Annotated in this window: 13 protein-coding genes; 8 read left to right on the top strand and 5 right to left on the bottom strand. The window is 68.7% G+C overall.

Going from position 1 to position 15,476, the window contains the following annotated elements; all coding sequences use genetic code 11:
* On the bottom strand, nt 1-1,215 hold the full coding sequence (locus AU196_RS20955) for a CaiB/BaiF CoA transferase family protein (protein WP_059097157.1): 1,215 nt from the start codon (nt 1,213-1,215) through the stop codon (nt 1-3).
* Nucleotides 1,216-1,330: 115 nt separating this feature from the next.
* On the opposite strand from AU196_RS20955, the gene AU196_RS20950 reads away from it, so the two are divergent.
* Entirely contained in the window at nt 1,331-2,875 is a 1,545-nt protein-coding gene (locus tag AU196_RS20950) for an aldehyde dehydrogenase family protein (protein WP_059097000.1), read from the top strand.
* Here AU196_RS20950 and AU196_RS20945 read toward each other — a convergent pair.
* The gene (locus AU196_RS20945) at nt 2,872-4,086 is read right to left on the bottom strand and encodes a cytochrome P450 (protein ID WP_059096999.1); all 1,215 of its coding nucleotides are present in this window, start codon (nt 4,084-4,086) and stop codon (nt 2,872-2,874) included. The two genes, AU196_RS20950 and AU196_RS20945, sit on opposite strands and share 4 nt — an antisense overlap.
* 88 nt (nt 4,087-4,174) lie before the next feature.
* On the opposite strand from AU196_RS20945, the gene AU196_RS20940 reads away from it, so the two are divergent.
* Nucleotides 4,175-5,665: an aldehyde dehydrogenase family protein gene (locus AU196_RS20940; protein ID WP_059096998.1), complete on the top strand. Its 1,491-nt coding sequence runs from the start codon at nt 4,175-4,177 to the stop codon at nt 5,663-5,665.
* Nucleotides 5,666-5,674: 9 nt separating this feature from the next.
* The gene (locus tag AU196_RS20935) at nt 5,675-6,883 is read left to right on the top strand and encodes a cytochrome P450 (protein WP_059096997.1); all 1,209 of its coding nucleotides are present in this window, start codon (nt 5,675-5,677) and stop codon (nt 6,881-6,883) included.
* 2 nt (nt 6,884-6,885) lie between these two features.
* Here AU196_RS20935 and AU196_RS20930 read toward each other — a convergent pair whose 3' ends face one another.
* The 3 genes from AU196_RS20930 to AU196_RS20920 are packed head-to-tail and all read right to left on the bottom strand — an operon-like array spanning nt 6,886 to nt 10,153.
* Entirely contained in the window at nt 6,886-8,535 is a 1,650-nt protein-coding gene (locus AU196_RS20930; protein WP_059096996.1) for an acyl-CoA synthetase, read from the bottom strand.
* Nucleotides 8,535-9,158 (bottom strand): cysteine hydrolase family protein, encoded by a 624-nt coding sequence (locus tag AU196_RS20925; protein WP_059096995.1) that lies wholly within the window; start codon nt 9,156-9,158, stop codon nt 8,535-8,537. Before AU196_RS20925 ends, AU196_RS20930 begins: the two co-directional genes overlap by 1 nt.
* Nucleotides 9,155-10,153 carry an aromatic ring-hydroxylating oxygenase subunit alpha gene (locus AU196_RS20920; protein WP_059096994.1) on the bottom strand — a complete coding sequence of 333 codons (999 nt, stop codon included), beginning with the start codon at nt 10,151-10,153 and terminating at the stop codon, nt 9,155-9,157. The genes AU196_RS20925 and AU196_RS20920 overlap by 4 nt, the downstream gene beginning before the upstream one ends.
* A 94-nt stretch (nt 10,154-10,247) precedes the next feature.
* Between AU196_RS20920 and AU196_RS20915 the strand changes: the two genes are divergently transcribed.
* The 5 genes from AU196_RS20915 to AU196_RS20895 are packed head-to-tail and all read left to right on the top strand — an operon-like array spanning nt 10,248 to nt 15,457.
* Nucleotides 10,248-11,288 (top strand): NAD-dependent epimerase/dehydratase family protein, encoded by a 1,041-nt coding sequence (locus AU196_RS20915; RefSeq protein ID WP_059096993.1) that lies wholly within the window; start codon nt 10,248-10,250, stop codon nt 11,286-11,288.
* A complete protein-coding gene (locus AU196_RS20910; RefSeq protein ID WP_059096992.1) occupies nt 11,285-12,904 on the top strand; it encodes a flavin-containing monooxygenase in 1,620 nt (539 codons plus the stop codon). The genes AU196_RS20915 and AU196_RS20910 overlap by 4 nt, the downstream gene beginning before the upstream one ends.
* Complete coding sequence (locus tag AU196_RS20905) at nt 12,901-14,046, top strand: alpha/beta fold hydrolase (RefSeq protein ID WP_059096991.1); 1,146 nt, start codon at nt 12,901-12,903, stop codon at nt 14,044-14,046. The genes AU196_RS20910 and AU196_RS20905 overlap by 4 nt, the downstream gene beginning before the upstream one ends.
* On the top strand, nt 14,043-14,417 hold the full coding sequence (locus AU196_RS20900; protein WP_059096990.1) for a nuclear transport factor 2 family protein: 375 nt from the start codon (nt 14,043-14,045) through the stop codon (nt 14,415-14,417). Before AU196_RS20905 ends, AU196_RS20900 begins: the two co-directional genes overlap by 4 nt.
* Nucleotides 14,381-15,457 carry a TIGR03857 family LLM class F420-dependent oxidoreductase gene (locus AU196_RS20895; RefSeq protein WP_059096989.1) on the top strand — a complete coding sequence of 359 codons (1,077 nt, stop codon included), beginning with the start codon at nt 14,381-14,383 and terminating at the stop codon, nt 15,455-15,457. The genes AU196_RS20900 and AU196_RS20895 overlap by 37 nt, the downstream gene beginning before the upstream one ends.
* The last annotated feature ends 19 nt before the right edge of the window (nt 15,458-15,476 follow it).

The raw sequence follows: 15,476 nt of genomic DNA, 5'->3' as shown, positions 1-15,476 counted from the left end.
TCAGGCGATCGCGCCCGAGTCCTTGAGCGCCTCGATGCGGTCCCAGTTCAGACCCAACTCCATCAACACGATCTCGGTGTGTTCGGAGGCCTGCGGTGCGCGGGTCGTCACCAGCGGTTCGTGGTTGAACTGCACCGGTCCGCGCACCACCTTGAACGGGTCGCCGCCATCGGTTGCCTCGACCTCGACGATCATGTCGTTGGCGATGGCCTGCTCGTCGGTGCCGAGGTCGACCAGGCTCTGGAACGGCGCCCACTGGCCCTTCATCGTCTTGAGGTGTTCGCGCCAGTAGTCGAAAGGCTTGCTGCGGACGGACGCGGCGATGAGTTCGACTGCGGCGGGGGCGTTCTCGATGAGCGGCATGACGTCATTGAACCGTGGGTCGTCGGCCAGTTCGGGCAGCCCGAGATGTTCGAAGGCGTCCCGGATGTACCCGGTGGGACTGACGATGCACAGGTTGATGGTGCCGCCGTCGGAGGTGAGGTAGTTGCCGAGGAACGGGTTGACCGAGGGGCTCGCCGAGTCCGGCATCAGCGAGCGCATCGTCTCGCCGGTCTCCATACCCTGGGTCACGCTGGCCCCCGCCGCCCACCAGGCGGTGGACAGCAGCGACACGTCGAGTTCGACCGCCTCCCCGGTGCGTTCGCGATGGAACAGTGCCGCCGAGATCCCGCCGGCGATGTTCATCCCGCCGATCGAATCGCCGAAGGCCGGAATGCCCTGCGAGAGCGCGCCGCCGATCTCCTCCGGCGTCAGCGCGTGGCCCACGCCGCTGCGCGTCCAGAACGCGGTGCCGTCGAAACCGCCGACGTCGCGCTCGGGGCCCTTGTCGCCGTAGGCACTGCCGCGGGCGTAGATGAGGTTCGGGTTCACCGCACGGATGTGCTCGAGGTCGAACTTGTTCTTCTGCCGCTGCGCGGGCATGTAGTTGGTCAGGAAGACGTCGGCGGTCTTCGCGATCTCGTAGAGCACGTCCTGACCATCGGGTGTGGACACGTCGATGCCCACGCTCCGCTTACCGCGGTTCGGGTGCTCGATCAGGGGGTGACGGTTCGGATCGAGCTGGAAACCGCCCATGTTGATGAACCCGCGCTGGGTGTCACCGCGCACCGGGTGTTCGACCTTGATGACGTCGGCCCCCCAGTCGGCGAGGATGGCACCCGCCGCAGGCACGAACGTGAACTGTGCGACCTCGAGGACCCGGACGCCCTCCATCACCTTGATCACTGGCTCTCCTGACATCTCGGCGGGGCGGACAGGCACCGTGGTGCCGGGTTACCGTAATGGTTACAGTTATGCCACCAACAACTGTGATCCTATAGGAGGACCGGTGAACGACGCCGTCGAGGACCGTACCGAGACGAGCGTCGACGTCGGGGAACGGGCGGCCCGCCGGGCGGAACCGCGGATGATGATCGACGGCGAACTCACCGAGTCGTCCTCCGGCGAGCGGTTCGACAACCACAGCCCCGCCACAGGGCGGGTGCTGGGGGACACCGCGGCAGGCACGGCCGAGGACATGGACCGGGCGATCGCCGCCGCGCGGCGCGCCTTCGACGAATCCGACTGGTCGACCGACCGTGCCCTGCGCGTGCGCTGCCTGCATCAGCTGCAGGAGGCGATCGAATCCGAACGCGAGGAACTGCGCGAGGAACTCATCGCCGAGGTCGGATGCCCCGTGATGTCTACCAGGGACGCCCAACTCGACTGGCCGCTGGCCGAATCCCTGCGCTATCCCGCCGCGCTCGTGGACGACTTCGACTGGGCGCGAACGTTGCCGGGAGGTGGTCTGTTCGGCGAGCGCAACGTGCGCACGGTCGTCAAGGAACCCGTCGGCGTGGTCGCCGCGATCACCCCGTCGAACTATCCCATCGAGGTGATCCTCAACAAACTGGGCCCCGCGCTGGCCACCGGCAACACCGTTGTCCTGAAACCGGATCCGCACACGCCGTGGAACGCCACACGCCTCGGACGGCTGATCGCCTCGTGCACCGACATCCCGCCGGGGGTGGTCAACGTCGTACCGACACCGTCCAATGAGGTGGCCGCCGTCCTCGGCGCGGACCCGCGCGTCGACATGGTGTCCTTCACCGGATCCACGGCCGTGGGCAGGCAGTTGATGCGTCAGGGCGCGGACACCCTGAAGCGGACGTTTCTCGAACTGGGCGGAAAGTCGGCGCTGATCGTGCTCGACGACGCGAACCCTGCGCGGATCCTGCCAGGCGCCATCGGCGTGCTCGCGCACGCGGGTCAGGCGTGTGCGATGACGACGCGGCTGATCATCCACGAATCACTGCTCGAGAAGGCGGTCGGCGAGATCGCCGCCGCGTTCGAGGCGGTACCGGTCGGTGACCCGGCATCCCCGTCGACCTTCGTCGGCCCGCTCATCAGCGCCCGCCAGCAGCGCAAGGTGCTCGACGCGGGCGCCCGGGCGCGCGCCGACGGCGCGCGGATCGTCACCGGTGGGGGTCTCGTCGACAACCTGCCCGACCACCTCGCCGGCGGCCACTTCGTCGCACCGACGCTGATCACCGGCGTGGACAACGGTGCGCCGATCGCCCGGGAGGAGATCTTCGGTCCGGTGCTGGTGGTCATCCCGTTCGGCGACGACGACGAGGCGGTCCGGATCGCCAACGACAGCCCCTACGGCCTGGCCGGCGCGGTGGTGTCGTCCTCGGTGGAGCGGGGTATGGGCATCGCTCACCGGGTCCGGACCGGATCCATCGGGGTCAACGGCGGCATGTTCTACGGCGCCGACGCGCCGTTCGGCGGCTACAAGAGCAGTGGCGTCGGAAGGCAGTGCGGGATCGAGGGTTTCGAGCAGTATCTGGAGACGAAGACCATCGCCCACCGGATACCGCGGACGAAGGGTTAGCGTTCGGCGGGCCGGAACGTCACCGGTATCGCGGTCGGTGAGCGGAACGGCTGGCCGAAGATGTGCGGATCGTCGTCGGTGATCAGGCGCAGATCCGTCACCCGCTCGAGCAGGCACTCCAGGGCGACCCGGGTCTCCATGCGTGCCAGGTGAAGTCCGAGACAGGTGTGCGCGCCGGCGGCGAACGAGATGTGCGGAGTGCGGTCGCGGAAGATGTCGAACTGCTCGGCGCGGTCCCAGCGCGTCTCGTCGCGGTTCGCCGACCCGATGCAGGCGTCGACCACGGCGTGCTTCGGGATGGCCACGCCGGCGAGTTCGGTGTCTACGGTGGTGAACCGCTGCACCGTGGTCAGCGGTGTCTCGTACCGCAGCCCCTCCTCGATGGCCTGGGGGATCAGCCCGCGGTCGGCCTGCACCGCGGCGAACTGGTCGGGATGGCTGAGCAGGAGGAACAGCAGGTTGCCCGAGGAGCGGAACGTCGTCTCCAGCCCCGCGGGCAGCAGCAGGCGCAGGAACGAGTAGATCGCCTCGTCGCTGAGTCTCTCGCCGTCGATCTCGGCGGTGACGAGCGCGCCGATGATGTCGTCGGTCGGCTGCGACCGTCGCATGTCCATCTGTTCGACGAAGTAGGTCTCGAGCGCCGCCGAGGCGTCGAACGCCCGCTGGTAGTCCACCGTGTAGCTGATCAACTCGACGGCGCGCCGCCGGAACATCGGCAGATCCTCCTCGGGCAACCCGAGCAGCCGCGCGATGACGCGGGTCGGGAATTCGAGGGTGAACTGGCGGGCCAGGTCGGCGGTGCCGGCTTCGACGAACTCGTCGATGAGCGCGTCGACCACGGGCCGGACGATCGTCGGCTCCCACTGCGCCAGCGATTTCGGTCGGAACGCCGCCGAGATGAGGTCGCGGTGGCTGCGGTGCCGACGGCCCTCCATCGCGAGGATGGTGGGACCGGTGAACAGCCCGATCGTCGTGTCGTACAGGGCGGAGCTGAACACCCGGCCGTCCCGGAAAACCCGGTTGACCGCGTCGAACGACATGGCGGCGTACCCGTCGGCGGGGCGCAGCGACTCCGGCGTCTTCGAGTAGTCGATCACCGTGCCATGAAAGACACCGGCACAGCGCTTCTCGGCGAAGTGGGGATAGGGGTCACGCAGATAGCCGTCCGGCTTGACCGCGGTGATGCCATCGTCCCGTATCGGAGGTTTCACGACGCCGACTTTACTGTAACCATTACAGTAGTGGTGCGTTTACCGTTACCCTTACCGCACGGTCAACGAGAATCGACTGGAGCACGGGATGACCACAGTCGCCGAACGGGTCGACAACGCCGGGGATCACGAACGGCTGCTGACCGCACTGCACCGGCAGCGCAGCGCTTTCGTCGCGGAGGGGCCGCCGACGGTCGCCGTGCGGCGTGACCGCATCGACCGGTTGACCGCGCTGATGCTCGACAACGCCGACGCCATCGTCGAGGCGATGTCGGCCGACTACGGCACGCGACCGAGACCGGGTGCCCTGTTCACCGAAATCATGGGGGCGCTGCCGGTCATCGAGCACACGAGATCCCATGTGGCGGCGTGGACGCGCAGCACCACTTTGTTGCGTTCCGCGCGGTGGGCGGGGCTGAGGGCCGAGGTCGAACCCGTCCCGGTCGGGGTGGTCGGGATCGTCGGGCCGTGGAACTTCCCCGTCAACCTCGTGATCCTGCCCGCCGCCGCGGCGTTCGCGGCGGGCAACCGGGTGATGATCAAGATGTCCGAGATCACCGCGCACACCGCCGAACTGCTCAGCGACCGAGCGCCGGAATACTTCGACGACACGGAACTGACCGTGGTCACGGGCGGACCGGACACCGCCGCCGCGTTCACCGCGCTGCCCTTCGACCACCTGTTCTTCACCGGCTCACCGACCGTCGGCGCATCCGTACAGCGAGCCGCCGCGGCGAACCTCGTCCCGGTCACCCTCGAACTCGGGGGCAAGAACCCGGTCGTGGTCGGACCGCGGGCCGACCTCCGGCGCGCCGCCGTGCGAATCGCCCAGGGCCGCATGGTCAACGGCGGACAGGTGTGTGTCTGCCCCGACTACGTGCTGGTGGCCGATCACCTGGTGGATGCGTTCAGCGAGCTGGTCCTGGACACGTGGCGGCGGATGTTCCCGTCGATCGTCACCAACGACGACTACTGTTCGTCGGTCAACGACGCCAATTTCGACCGTGTCGTCGGGCTGATCGACGATGCGCGCAGCGGTGGTGCGCGCGTGGACAGCGTTGTGCCACCCGGTGAATTACTGCCGGACCGCGTGTCCCGCAAGATCGCGCCCACGGTGATCCGGGACGTGGCGCCGACCATGCGCATCGCCTCCGAGGAGGTGTTCGGCCCGGTGCTGTCGGTGCTCGGATACTCCACGACCGACGAGGCCGTCGACCACGTCAACAGCCGCCCCGCGCCACTGGTGGCGTACTGGTTCGGGCCCGACGACCGCGATTTCCGCACCTTCGTGCGCCGGACCCGCAGCGGCGGTGTCGCCCGCAACGACTTCGCCGCACAGATGATCCCGTCGGCTGCGCCGTTCGGCGGCGTGGGGCGCAGCGGTATGGGCGCCTATCACGGTAAGGCCGGGTTCGACACGTTCAGCCACCACCGGTCCGTCGTGGGTAGCGATCTGCCGTTCTCCATCACCGGCAGTGCCGCACCGCCGTTCGGGGCAGTCATGCGGCGCAGCACCGAGTTCCGGCTGCGGATGGCCCGCAACCGCACCCGTCGCCGGCTCCGGCGCAGCCAGGGTTAGAGGGAGACGATGACCCAGACCACGCTCGTATTCGACCCGTTCTCCGAGGATTTCTTCAACGGTCCGTACGAGACGTATCGCCGGATGCGGCAGGAAGCGCCGGTGTACTACAGCGACCGGTACGACTTCTACGCCCTGAGCAGGCATGCGGATGTCGCCGCGGCATTCAAGAACTTCGCGACGTATTCGTCGGCGCGCGGGGTGGACCTGGCCATGGTGCGCAACGAGGATCCGCCGCCGCACAAGTCGATCATCATGATGGACCCGCCCGAACACCGCCACATGCGCAGCCTGCTCAACAAGGTGTTCACGCCCAGGGCGATCCAATCGCTGCGGCCGATGGTCGAGGAGGTGATCGACGACTGTCTGCGCACCGTCGAATCCGACGGCACCTTCGACATGGTGCAGGACTTCTCGGCGCTGTTCCCGATCGAGATCATCAGCCGGATGATCGGTGTGCCCGCCGAGCACCGCCAGCAGATGCGGCTGTGGGTCGACGACTTCCTCCATCGCGAACCCGGGGAGGTCGAGATGGGCGAGCGCGGAATCCAGGCCGGCACCGAGATGGCCGTCTACCTCTACCGGCTGACCAAGGACCGCCGCCACAACCTCGGCGACGACCTGCTGAGCAGGCTGATCACCGCCGAGATCGAGCGCGAGGGCGGCGACCACGGACCCCTCGACAACATCGAGATCACCCAGTTCGCCATGCTTCTCGCCGGTGCGGGCGCCGAGACCGTCACCAAGCTGATCGGGAACGCCGCCGTGGTCTTCGCGCGCAACCCGGGCCAGTGGCGCAGGCTGCTCGACGACCGCGACAAGGTCCCCGCCGCCGTCGAGGAGCTGCTGCGCTACGAAGCGCCCGCCCAGTACAACGTGCGCTGCTCACTGGCCGACGTGGAGTTGCACGGGGTGACGATCCCGGCGGGAAAACCGGTGTTCCTCATCGGTGGCTCGGCCAACCGCGACCCCGACGCGTGGACCGACCCGGACACCTTCGACATCGACCGCGACCGCACCGAGGCGCAGAACCTCGGGTTCGGCTACGGCATCCACAGTTGCCTCGGCGCGGCGCTCGCCCGGATGGAGAGCACGATCGCGCTCGAGCGGATGCTCGACTTCATGCCCGACTACGAGGTGGGCTGGGAAGGCTGCCGACGGGTGAACATGCAGAACGTGGCGGGCTGGCAGAACGTGCCGGTCCGGGTGCTGCGCTGAGTTCAGCCGTTCTGCACCTGCTCGCGGGCCCAGCGGTAGTCGGCCTTGCCCGCCGGGCTGCGCTGGATCGCCGGCCGGAACAGCACCGCCTTGGGCAGCTTGTAGCGTGCGATGTGGTTGGCGGCGTGGCTGATCAGTTCGTCGGCATCGGCCGTGGCACCCTCGGCGAGCGCGACCACCGCGACCACCTCCTGACCCCACCTCTCGCTCGGCCGTCCCGCCACCAGCACGTCCTCCACCGCGGGATGTGAGGCCAGGGCGGCCTCGACCTCCTCGGCGAAGATCTTCTCGCCGCCGGAGTTGATGGTCACCGAATCACGGCCCAGCAGTTCGATCACGCCGCCGTCGAGCAGGCGGGCCCGGTCGCCGGGGACCGCGTACCGCACACCGTCGACGACCGGGAACGTCTTGGCGGTCTTGGCCGCATCCCCCTTGTAGCCCAGCGGCACGTAGCCGCGCTGCGCAAGCCAGCCCAGGCCGTCGTGCCCGGGCGGCAGCACCGAGCCGAGATCCTCGGCGATCACACAGGTGTCCGGACCGGCGTTGAACCTGCCGGTGGCGACGGCGCCGTTCATCGACAGATGGGTCATCTGGGCGCCGGTCTCCGAGGAGCCGACTCCGTCGACCACCATCGCATTGGGCAGCAGGTCGATCAGTCGTTGTTTGGTGGTCGGGGTCAGGAACGCGCCGCCGTTCGCGATGACCGCCAACGTCGAGATGTCGGGTTCCCCTGTCTGCCGTGCTCTTTCGATGGCGTCGGCGAGCGGGCGGGCCATCGCGTCGCCGACGACCGTCACGACCGAGGCCTTCTCGCGGGCGATCGTGCGCAGCGCGTCCTGCGCGTCGAGCCGGTCGACGACCGAGGTGAACGCCACCGTCTGACCGGTCGTGAGCGCGGTCATCACCGCCCACTGCGCTGCGCCGTGCATCAGCGGGGGCAGGATCAGCAGCGTGGTCCCCGGGTTCGCCGCAGCCCGCTGCGCGACCTCCTCGAGAGAGGTCACCGAGTCGCCGCCGTACAGGGAGCGGCCGCCGAACGCGGTCATGAAGATGTCGTGCTGACGCCACAGCACGCCCTTGGGCATCCCGGTCGTGCCGCCGGTGTAGAGGACGTAGAGGTCGTCGGGGGAGGGCTGCACCGGTGGCGGGGCGGAGGGTCCGGAGCCGACGATCGACTCGTGATCGACGGCGCCGGGCAGTAATTCGTGGTTCGAGTCGTCGGCTATCTGGATCAGGGTGCGCAGTCGGGGCAGGTCCGGCAGCACCTCGGCGACCCGCGGCGCGAACGACGCGTGGTACAGCAGTGCGGTGGCGCCGCTGTCGTCGAGCAGGTAGCGCAGTTCGTCGCGGACGTAGCGGTAGTTGACGTTGAACGGCGCGACCCGCGACCGGAAGGCCCCGAGCAGACCCTCGACGTAGGCGCTGCCGTTGTGGGCGTAGATGCCGAGCAGATCCTGGCCCGTTTCGTGGCCGTGAAGGTCGCGGCGTTCGGTGTGGCAGCCCAGCCCTGCGTTGTGCAGATACGAGGCAAGCCGATTCGACCGCGTGACGATGTCGGCATAGGTGAAGCGTTGCTCGCCCTGCACCACGAGGGCGCGGTCGGGGAGGACCGCGGCGACCGCGTCGGCCACCTGCGGCATCGTGAACTGCATCAAACCTCCTGCGTCCAGGCCTGCAGCAGACCCTCGGTCGTGGTGATCGTCGCCAGCAGCGACAGCGTGTTGTCGATGACGGCCTCGCCGTATGCGGTGGGTATCCCGGCGACCGCGTCGCGGGGCAGCACGACACGGTAGGCCGCGTTGACCGCGTCCATCACCAGATTCGGGATCGCGACGTTGAGCGAGACGCCGACGGCGACGATCGTGGTGACACCGAGGTTGCGCAGGATCGCGTCGAGGTCGGTGCCGCCCATCGGGCCCAGCCCGTGCCACCGTGCCAGCACGAGATCGGACGGTTCGGGCCCGAACTCGGGCAGTAGTGCGGCGCCGGGGGAGTCGGGTTCGATGGCCACCCCGCTTCGGCCGAGCGCGAACAACTTGGCGTTGTGATTCGCGCCGCGACCGTCGGACCGCCGCCGGACCAGACAGTGCACCACCGTGACACCCGCCGCACGGGCCACCGGCAACAGGCGGGCGATGTTCGGCAGCGCGTCCCGGCGGGCCTCCTCGGCGAGTGCGGCCAGACCCGCGTCGGGGCCGACCACCGCGCCCTGCAGTTCCTGGGTGACCAGTGCGGTGTGCCCGGGCGCCACCAGTTCCGCCAGGCGTGGAGTCATACCGACGCGGGCACGTCGTAGAACTGCTTGGCCCACTCCCGCATCGCCATATAGGGTTTCGCGTCGATCTTGGCCAGCGGCGGCCGCTCGACGTAGCGCTGGTAGCGCCAGATGTCGAGGTCCTCCCAGACCGTGCGCAGGAACTGCTTCTCCACCCGGGCACGGACATCCTCCGGCGGGACGTCGGACGTCTCGCCGTCGACCTTGGGCCACCAGATCGAATAGAACATGTCGGAGAGCCCGTCGTCGACCGGGGTGCACGCGAAGATCAGCCGGTGGTTCGACGAGCCCTCGAAGGCGCTCACCGCGAATCCGAGCCCGGAGAAATGGCTGTGGATGAGCAGCGCCATCTTGTCCGGATCGTCGCTGTGCGCGTCCGGCCAGCCGGTGAGGAAACGCCACTCTTCCCCGACCATCTCCCAGTTCAGGCAGACCGGCGTCACCGAGGCGCCGTGGACATAACGGAAATGCGAACTGTCCGGGCCGTTCTCGGCGACGATCTGCGGGTGCACCGGTTCGTTCTCGGCGCGGCTGGAGAACTCGGGATACGGCCGGTAGTAGGCGTCCGGGTCGGTCGGGAACTGGGGGAACTTTTCGAACAGGTCGGGCAGCGGCCACTGCGGCGGCTGACCGTCGGGATGGTGCCAGACGAACACGCACCCGTACTGCTCGACGACCGGGTACACCCGCAGTTTCAGGGCCCGGTTCGGCCGGTCCGGCTGATAGGGGATGTAGGTGTTGTCACCCTGCGGACCCCAGCGCCACCCGTGGAACGGGCACTCCACGCAGTCGCCGACCACCTTTCCGCCGTGGCCGAGGTGGGCGCCGAGGTGTCTGCAGTGCGCCTCGAGGACGTGCAACGTGTGCGACTCGTCGCGATACGCGACCAGGTCGTCACCGAAGTAGTGCAGCGACCTGGTCTCGCCGGTGATGAACTCCGCGGACCACCCGACCATGAACCAGCCGGTGACCTTCCAGGTGAACGGAACCTTCATACCGCATCCATCAATCGGATCTTCCTCATTCCGGTCAACTACTGTAAGAGTTACAGTAACATCCTCGCGGATCAGGCAGAACGCCATTCGACGGATGGGATCGGCGATGGACGGCGCACCGGCGCGCAGGAGGGCACTGGTGCTCGGCGCCAGCGGAAACGTGGGAGCCGCGGTGGTCCGGCATCTGGTGGCCGACGGTGATGATGTGCGAGTCCTGTTGCGGCACAGCAGTTCCACGAAAGGAATCGACGGACTCGACGTCGACCGGCGGTACGGCGACATCTTCGACACCGAGGCGGTGACCGCCGCGATGGCCGACCGCGACGTCGTCTTCTACTGCGTGGTGGACACCAGGGCGCATCTGGCCGATCCCGCGCCGCTGTTCCGCACCAACGTGGAGGGGCTGCGCGGGGTGCTCGACATCGCGGCGCGGGCGGATCTGAAGCGGTTCGTGTTCCTCAGCACGATCGGGACCATCGCCGTCGGCGTCGACGGGGCGACGGTCGACGAGGACACGCCGTTCAACTGGAGCGGCAAGGGCGGACCGTACATCGAATCGCGCCGCCAGGCCGAGGACCTGGTGCTGCGCTATGCCCGTGACCGGGGCCTGCCCGCGGTGGCGATGTGCGTGTCCAATCCGTACGGCCCGCCGGACTGGCAGCCCAGACAGGGCGCACTGGTCGCGCTGGCCGCCTTCGGCAAGATGCCCTGCTATATCCGCGGGGTCGGAGCGGAGGTCGTCGACATCGACGACGCCGCACGGGCGTTGGTGTCGGCCGCCGAACACGGCCGGATCGGTGAGCGGTACATCGTCTCGGAGCGCTACATGTCCCAGCGCGAGATGCTCACCATCGCCGCGGAGGCGACCGGGGCGGTCCCGCCTCGGTTCGGTGTCCCGATGGCGATGGTCCACGTCGTCTCGGCCGTCGCCGGCATGTCGAACCGGTTCTTCGGCACCGACTTCCCCATCAATCCGGCCTCGGCGCGTCTGATCGCCCTCACCTCGCCCGCCGACCACGGGAAGGCGACGCGCGACCTCGGATGGTGCCCCGGCCCCACGGCCGACGCGATCCGCCGCGCGGCCCGGTTCTACGTCGAACGCCGGGACCGCGACGAGAAGGTGATTGCGCTGTGACGGGGCCCGGGCGCTACGAGGCACTCGTCATCGGCGCCGGGTTCTCCGGCCTGTACGCCCTGCATCGGCTCCGAGAACTCGGCGTCGACACACAGGTGGTGGAGAAGGCCGACAGCGTCGGCGGCACGTGGTTGTTCAACCGGTATCCCGGCGCGCGCTGCGACATCGAGAGCATCGAGTACTCCTACAGCTTCTCCGAGGAGATCCAGCAGGAGTGGGTGTGGACCGAGACCATGCCCGCCCAGCCGGAGATCGAGGCGTACCTCAACTTCGTCGCCGACCGACTGGACCTGCGCCGCAGCATCGACTTCGGCACCGAGATCGTGGCCATGACGTTCGACGAGGAGGCGGCCGAGTGGTCGCTGGAGACGGCGGACGGTGACCGGTACGTGGCGCCGTACGTCATCGCCGCCACCGGCATCCTGTCGGTCCCGCTCGAACCCGACATCCCCGGGATGGACAGCTTCACCGGCACGTCGCTGTACACCAGCCGCTGGCCCCGCGAGGGCGCCGACCTGGCGGGTGCGAGGGTCGGGGTGATCGGCACCGGTTCGACCGGTGTGCAGCTGATCCCGGTGGTCGCCCGCCAGGCCGAGCAGCTCGTGGTCTTCCAGCGCTCCCCGGCGTACACGCTGCCGTGGCGGGTGCGCCCGTTCGAACCGGGCGAGCTCGACGACCTCAAGGCCCGCTACGCCGAGATCCGCGCCGCCCAGCGCGAACACCCCGTGGGCGCCGCGCGGCTCAGCGCGTTCTCCGTACTGCTCGACATGCTGGTCCGGCCGCCGCTGAAGACGGCCGGACCCGAGGAACGCAGGCGTGCCGTCGACGAACACGGCATCATGGGTGCGCTCAACTGGGGCGACATCTTCTTCGACATCGAGGCCAACCGGATGGCGGCCGAACTCTACGGCGAGGCGGTGGCCCGGATCGTCCGCGACCCGCAGACGGCGGCCGCGCTGGTCCCCACACACCCGTTCGCCTGTAAACGGCCGATCATCGACCAGGGCTACTACGAGACGTTCAACCGCGACAACGTCACCCTGGTCGACCTGCGCCGCGGCGGAATTCGAGCCGTCACGCCGACGGGTATCGACACCGAGCAGGGCTCGTTCGACCTCGATGTGATCGTCTACGCCACCGGTTTCGACGCCATGACCGGAGCGTTGAGCCGTATCGACGTCCGGGGTCGCGACGGGGTGCTGCTGCGCGACGTGTGGGCCGCGGACGGGCCGGTGTCCTACCTCGGCCTGCAGGTGGCCGGGTTCCCCAACCTGTTCACCGTTCAGGGGCCCGGAAGCCCAAGTGCGGCAACCAATTTCGTGGCGGCTCTCGAACAGCACGTCGACTGGATCGCGGACTGCCTGCAGTATCTGCGTACGCGCGGCCACCGCACGATCGAGGCGCTGCCCGGCGCGCAGGCGGAGTGGATCGAACACACCACCGCGCTCGTGGCGCCGACGGTGCTCGTGCACCCGTCGTGCAACTCTTGGTACAACGGCGGCAACGTGCCCGGTAAGAAGCGGATGTACATGGGCTACACCGCGGGACTCCCGGAGTACCGCAGGCGCTGTGACGAGATCGCCGCCGCCGGCTACCGAGGGTTCACGGTGGCATGAACGCTCTGGAACACGCCCGGCGAGTGGCGGCCGACGTCACGGGTGTGTTGCCCAGAGCCCATGCGGCGCTTCGGGAATCGGGTGGCTGGTCGCCGCTGTCGGTCGGCGGGATGGGCCGGCTGGGCGAGGTGGTGCTCGACGAGGTGACGCTCATCGGCATGGCACTGGCCGGGCCGGGCCCGGCGCTGCCGCGCACCGCACGGTCGTGCGCGGCGGCGGCCGAGGAGCTGTCCGCGCTGGGCATGGACCGGGCGCACGCGGACCCCGCACCCCTGCGCGTCGAGGCGATGACGCGGCGGCGATTCGGCCCGATCCGGTACGAGCGGGTGACCTTCGAACACGATCCGTCGCTTCCCGATTCGTTGGCCGCCGAGGGATTCGGCGGGCCGGCGACGGCCGTCGCGCACCTGTGCCGCACCGGCGACGAGCGGCGTCCGTGGCTGGTGTGGGTGCACGGCGCCGGCCAGGGCCAGCCGCTCGACCTGGCGTTCTCCCGAGCCCGGCGACTGCAGGACGAACTCGGGATCAACGTCGCCCTCCCGGTGCAGCCCGGTCACGGGTCGCGCCGCACCGCGTGGCCGCCGTACCCGAACATGGACCCCCTGGCCAACGTCGCGGGCGTGATGCGGTCGGTGTCGGAGGTGCGCGCCCTGGTCCGGTGGTTGCTGCCGCAGTCGACCGCGCTTGTGGTGTCGGGTGTCTCGATGGGATCGCCGGTGGCCGCGCTGGTCTCGCACTTCGAGGAGTCGGTCGACGCCGTGGCGCTCTACACCCCGATCTTCGGCCTCAACGCGATGATCGCGCATCACCTCGACCGGTGGGGTCCGGCCGCGCGGGACACCGTCGATCTGCTGCGCGGCGACACCGTATCCGCGCTCACGTCGGTCGTGAACCTGCTGGCCACCGAACCGTCACCGCCGCCGGAGCATCGGCTCATCGTCGGCGCGTGGGACGACCGGATGGCGATGCGCGATCCGGCGATCGCCCTGCACGAGCGTTGGGGTGGTGAACTTTACTGGCACAGGGGAAGTCACGTCGGGCACATCTTCTCGCGGGGCGTCCAGAAGGCGTCCGAACGGTTCCTGCTGCGCGTCGTGCCTCCGGGTATCGACGACACCGACGCGCCGGCGGTGTCCGGATGAGCCGGACCGCCCGGGAGGTCGTCGAACTGTACAACCTCCAGGTGTGGAACGCGCGCGACTTCGCCCTGGCCGACGAGCTGATGGGCGACACCGTCATCCGCCACGACGTGGGGGAGTCCGTCACCCTCACCCGTGAGCAGGCCGTACGGCGCATCGTCGACCACTGGGCGATGTTCGACACCGTGCGCTTCGACCTCAACCTCGTGGTGGCCGGTGACGACGGCGAGCACGTGGCCATCGTCTACCAGTCCCCGATGACCCTCAGGGACGGCAGCGCGACCACCATCAGCAGTATGGAGGTGTTCCGGGTCGTGGATGGCAGGATCACCGAGGTCTGGAACTGCGGCTACAAACAAGGGGTCTGGCATTGAGCAGAGACGGCGTACTGGACGAACTCGGCTACTACCTGCTGGCCGGCGCCGGCGGGGAGGGCCCGGCCACGCTGATGGACGAGGCGCGCCGCGGCGAGGAACTCGGCTTCGGGACGGCGTTCATCTCCGAGCGGTGGAACGTCAAGGAGGCGTCGTCGCTGGTGGGTGCTGCGTGCGCGGTGACCAGCCGCATGCAGATCGCCACTGCGGCAACGAATCACAACACCCGTCACCCGCTGATCACCGGATCGTGGGCGACCACCATGCATCGGCTGTCCGGCGGCCGGTTCACCCTCGGCATCGGCCGCGGCATCGGCGCCATCTATGGCGCGTTCGGTATCCCGGCGGTCACCACCGCGCAGATGGAGGACTTCGCGCAGGTCATGCGGCGCCTCTGGCAGGGCGAGCTGATCTTCAATCACGACGGGCCGCTGGGCAAGTACCCGGTGCTGTTCCTCGACCCCGACTTCAAGGAGGATATCCGGCTGGCGATCGTCGCGTTCGGGCCGCAGACGCTGGCGCTGGGCGGTCGCGCGTTCGACGACGTCATCCTGCACACCTACTTCACGCCGGAGACCCTGCAGCGGTGCGTCAAGACCGTCAAGGAGGCCGCCGAGCAGGCCGGCCGTGACCCCGACAGCGTGCGGGTCTGGTCGTGTTTCGCCACCGTAGGCGACCACCTACCCGAGGAACTGCGCCTGAAGAAGACCGTCGCCCGGCTCGCCACCTACCTTCAGGGCTACGGTGATCTGCTCGTGAAGACCAACGAGTGGGATCCTGCTGTGCTGCAGCGATTCCGCGACGACGAGGTGGTGAAGTCGGTGCCCGGCGGGATCGACCACAAGGCGACACCCGAGCAGATCGAGCACATCGCGACGCTGATCCCCGACGAGTGGCTGGCGCCCGCCGCGACGGGTTCGGCTCGGCAGTGCGTGGACCGCATCCGCGAGGAATTCGACCACGGCGCCGACGCGCTGATCATGCACGGCGCCACCCCGGACGAACTCGCGCCGATCGTCGAGGAGTACCGCCGCACCTGAGTGATTTGGGCGTGCGGGG

It is taken from the genome of Mycobacterium sp. IS-1742 (genome assembly GCF_001500125.1).
In the GTDB taxonomy this organism is placed as follows: domain Bacteria; phylum Actinomycetota; class Actinomycetes; order Mycobacteriales; family Mycobacteriaceae; genus Mycobacterium.
The sequence above is the reverse complement of the archived record's forward strand: the minus strand, read 5'-3'. Positions and strand labels throughout refer to the sequence as shown.

Bases quoted from the DNA above. Each gene is read 5' to 3' on its own strand.
- AU196_RS20955 (WP_059097157.1), bottom strand. From the start codon at position 1,215: ATGGAGGGCGTCCGGGTCCTCGAGGTCGCACAGTTCACGTTCGTGCCT.
- AU196_RS20940 (WP_059096998.1), top strand. From the start codon at position 4,175: ATGACCACAGTCGCCGAACGGGTCGACAACGCCGGGGATCACGAACGG.
- AU196_RS20935 (WP_059096997.1), top strand. From the start codon at position 5,675: ATGACCCAGACCACGCTCGTATTCGACCCGTTCTCCGAGGATTTCTTC.
- AU196_RS20930 (WP_059096996.1), bottom strand. From the start codon at position 8,535: ATGCAGTTCACGATGCCGCAGGTGGCCGACGCGGTCGCCGCGGTCCTC.
- AU196_RS20925 (WP_059096995.1), bottom strand. From the start codon at position 9,158: ATGACTCCACGCCTGGCGGAACTGGTGGCGCCCGGGCACACCGCACTG.
- AU196_RS20920 (WP_059096994.1), bottom strand. From the start codon at position 10,153: ATGAAGGTTCCGTTCACCTGGAAGGTCACCGGCTGGTTCATGGTCGGG.
- AU196_RS20915 (WP_059096993.1), top strand. From the start codon at position 10,248: ATGGGATCGGCGATGGACGGCGCACCGGCGCGCAGGAGGGCACTGGTG.
- AU196_RS20905 (WP_059096991.1), top strand. From the start codon at position 12,901: ATGAACGCTCTGGAACACGCCCGGCGAGTGGCGGCCGACGTCACGGGT.
- AU196_RS20900 (WP_059096990.1), top strand. From the start codon at position 14,043: ATGAGCCGGACCGCCCGGGAGGTCGTCGAACTGTACAACCTCCAGGTG.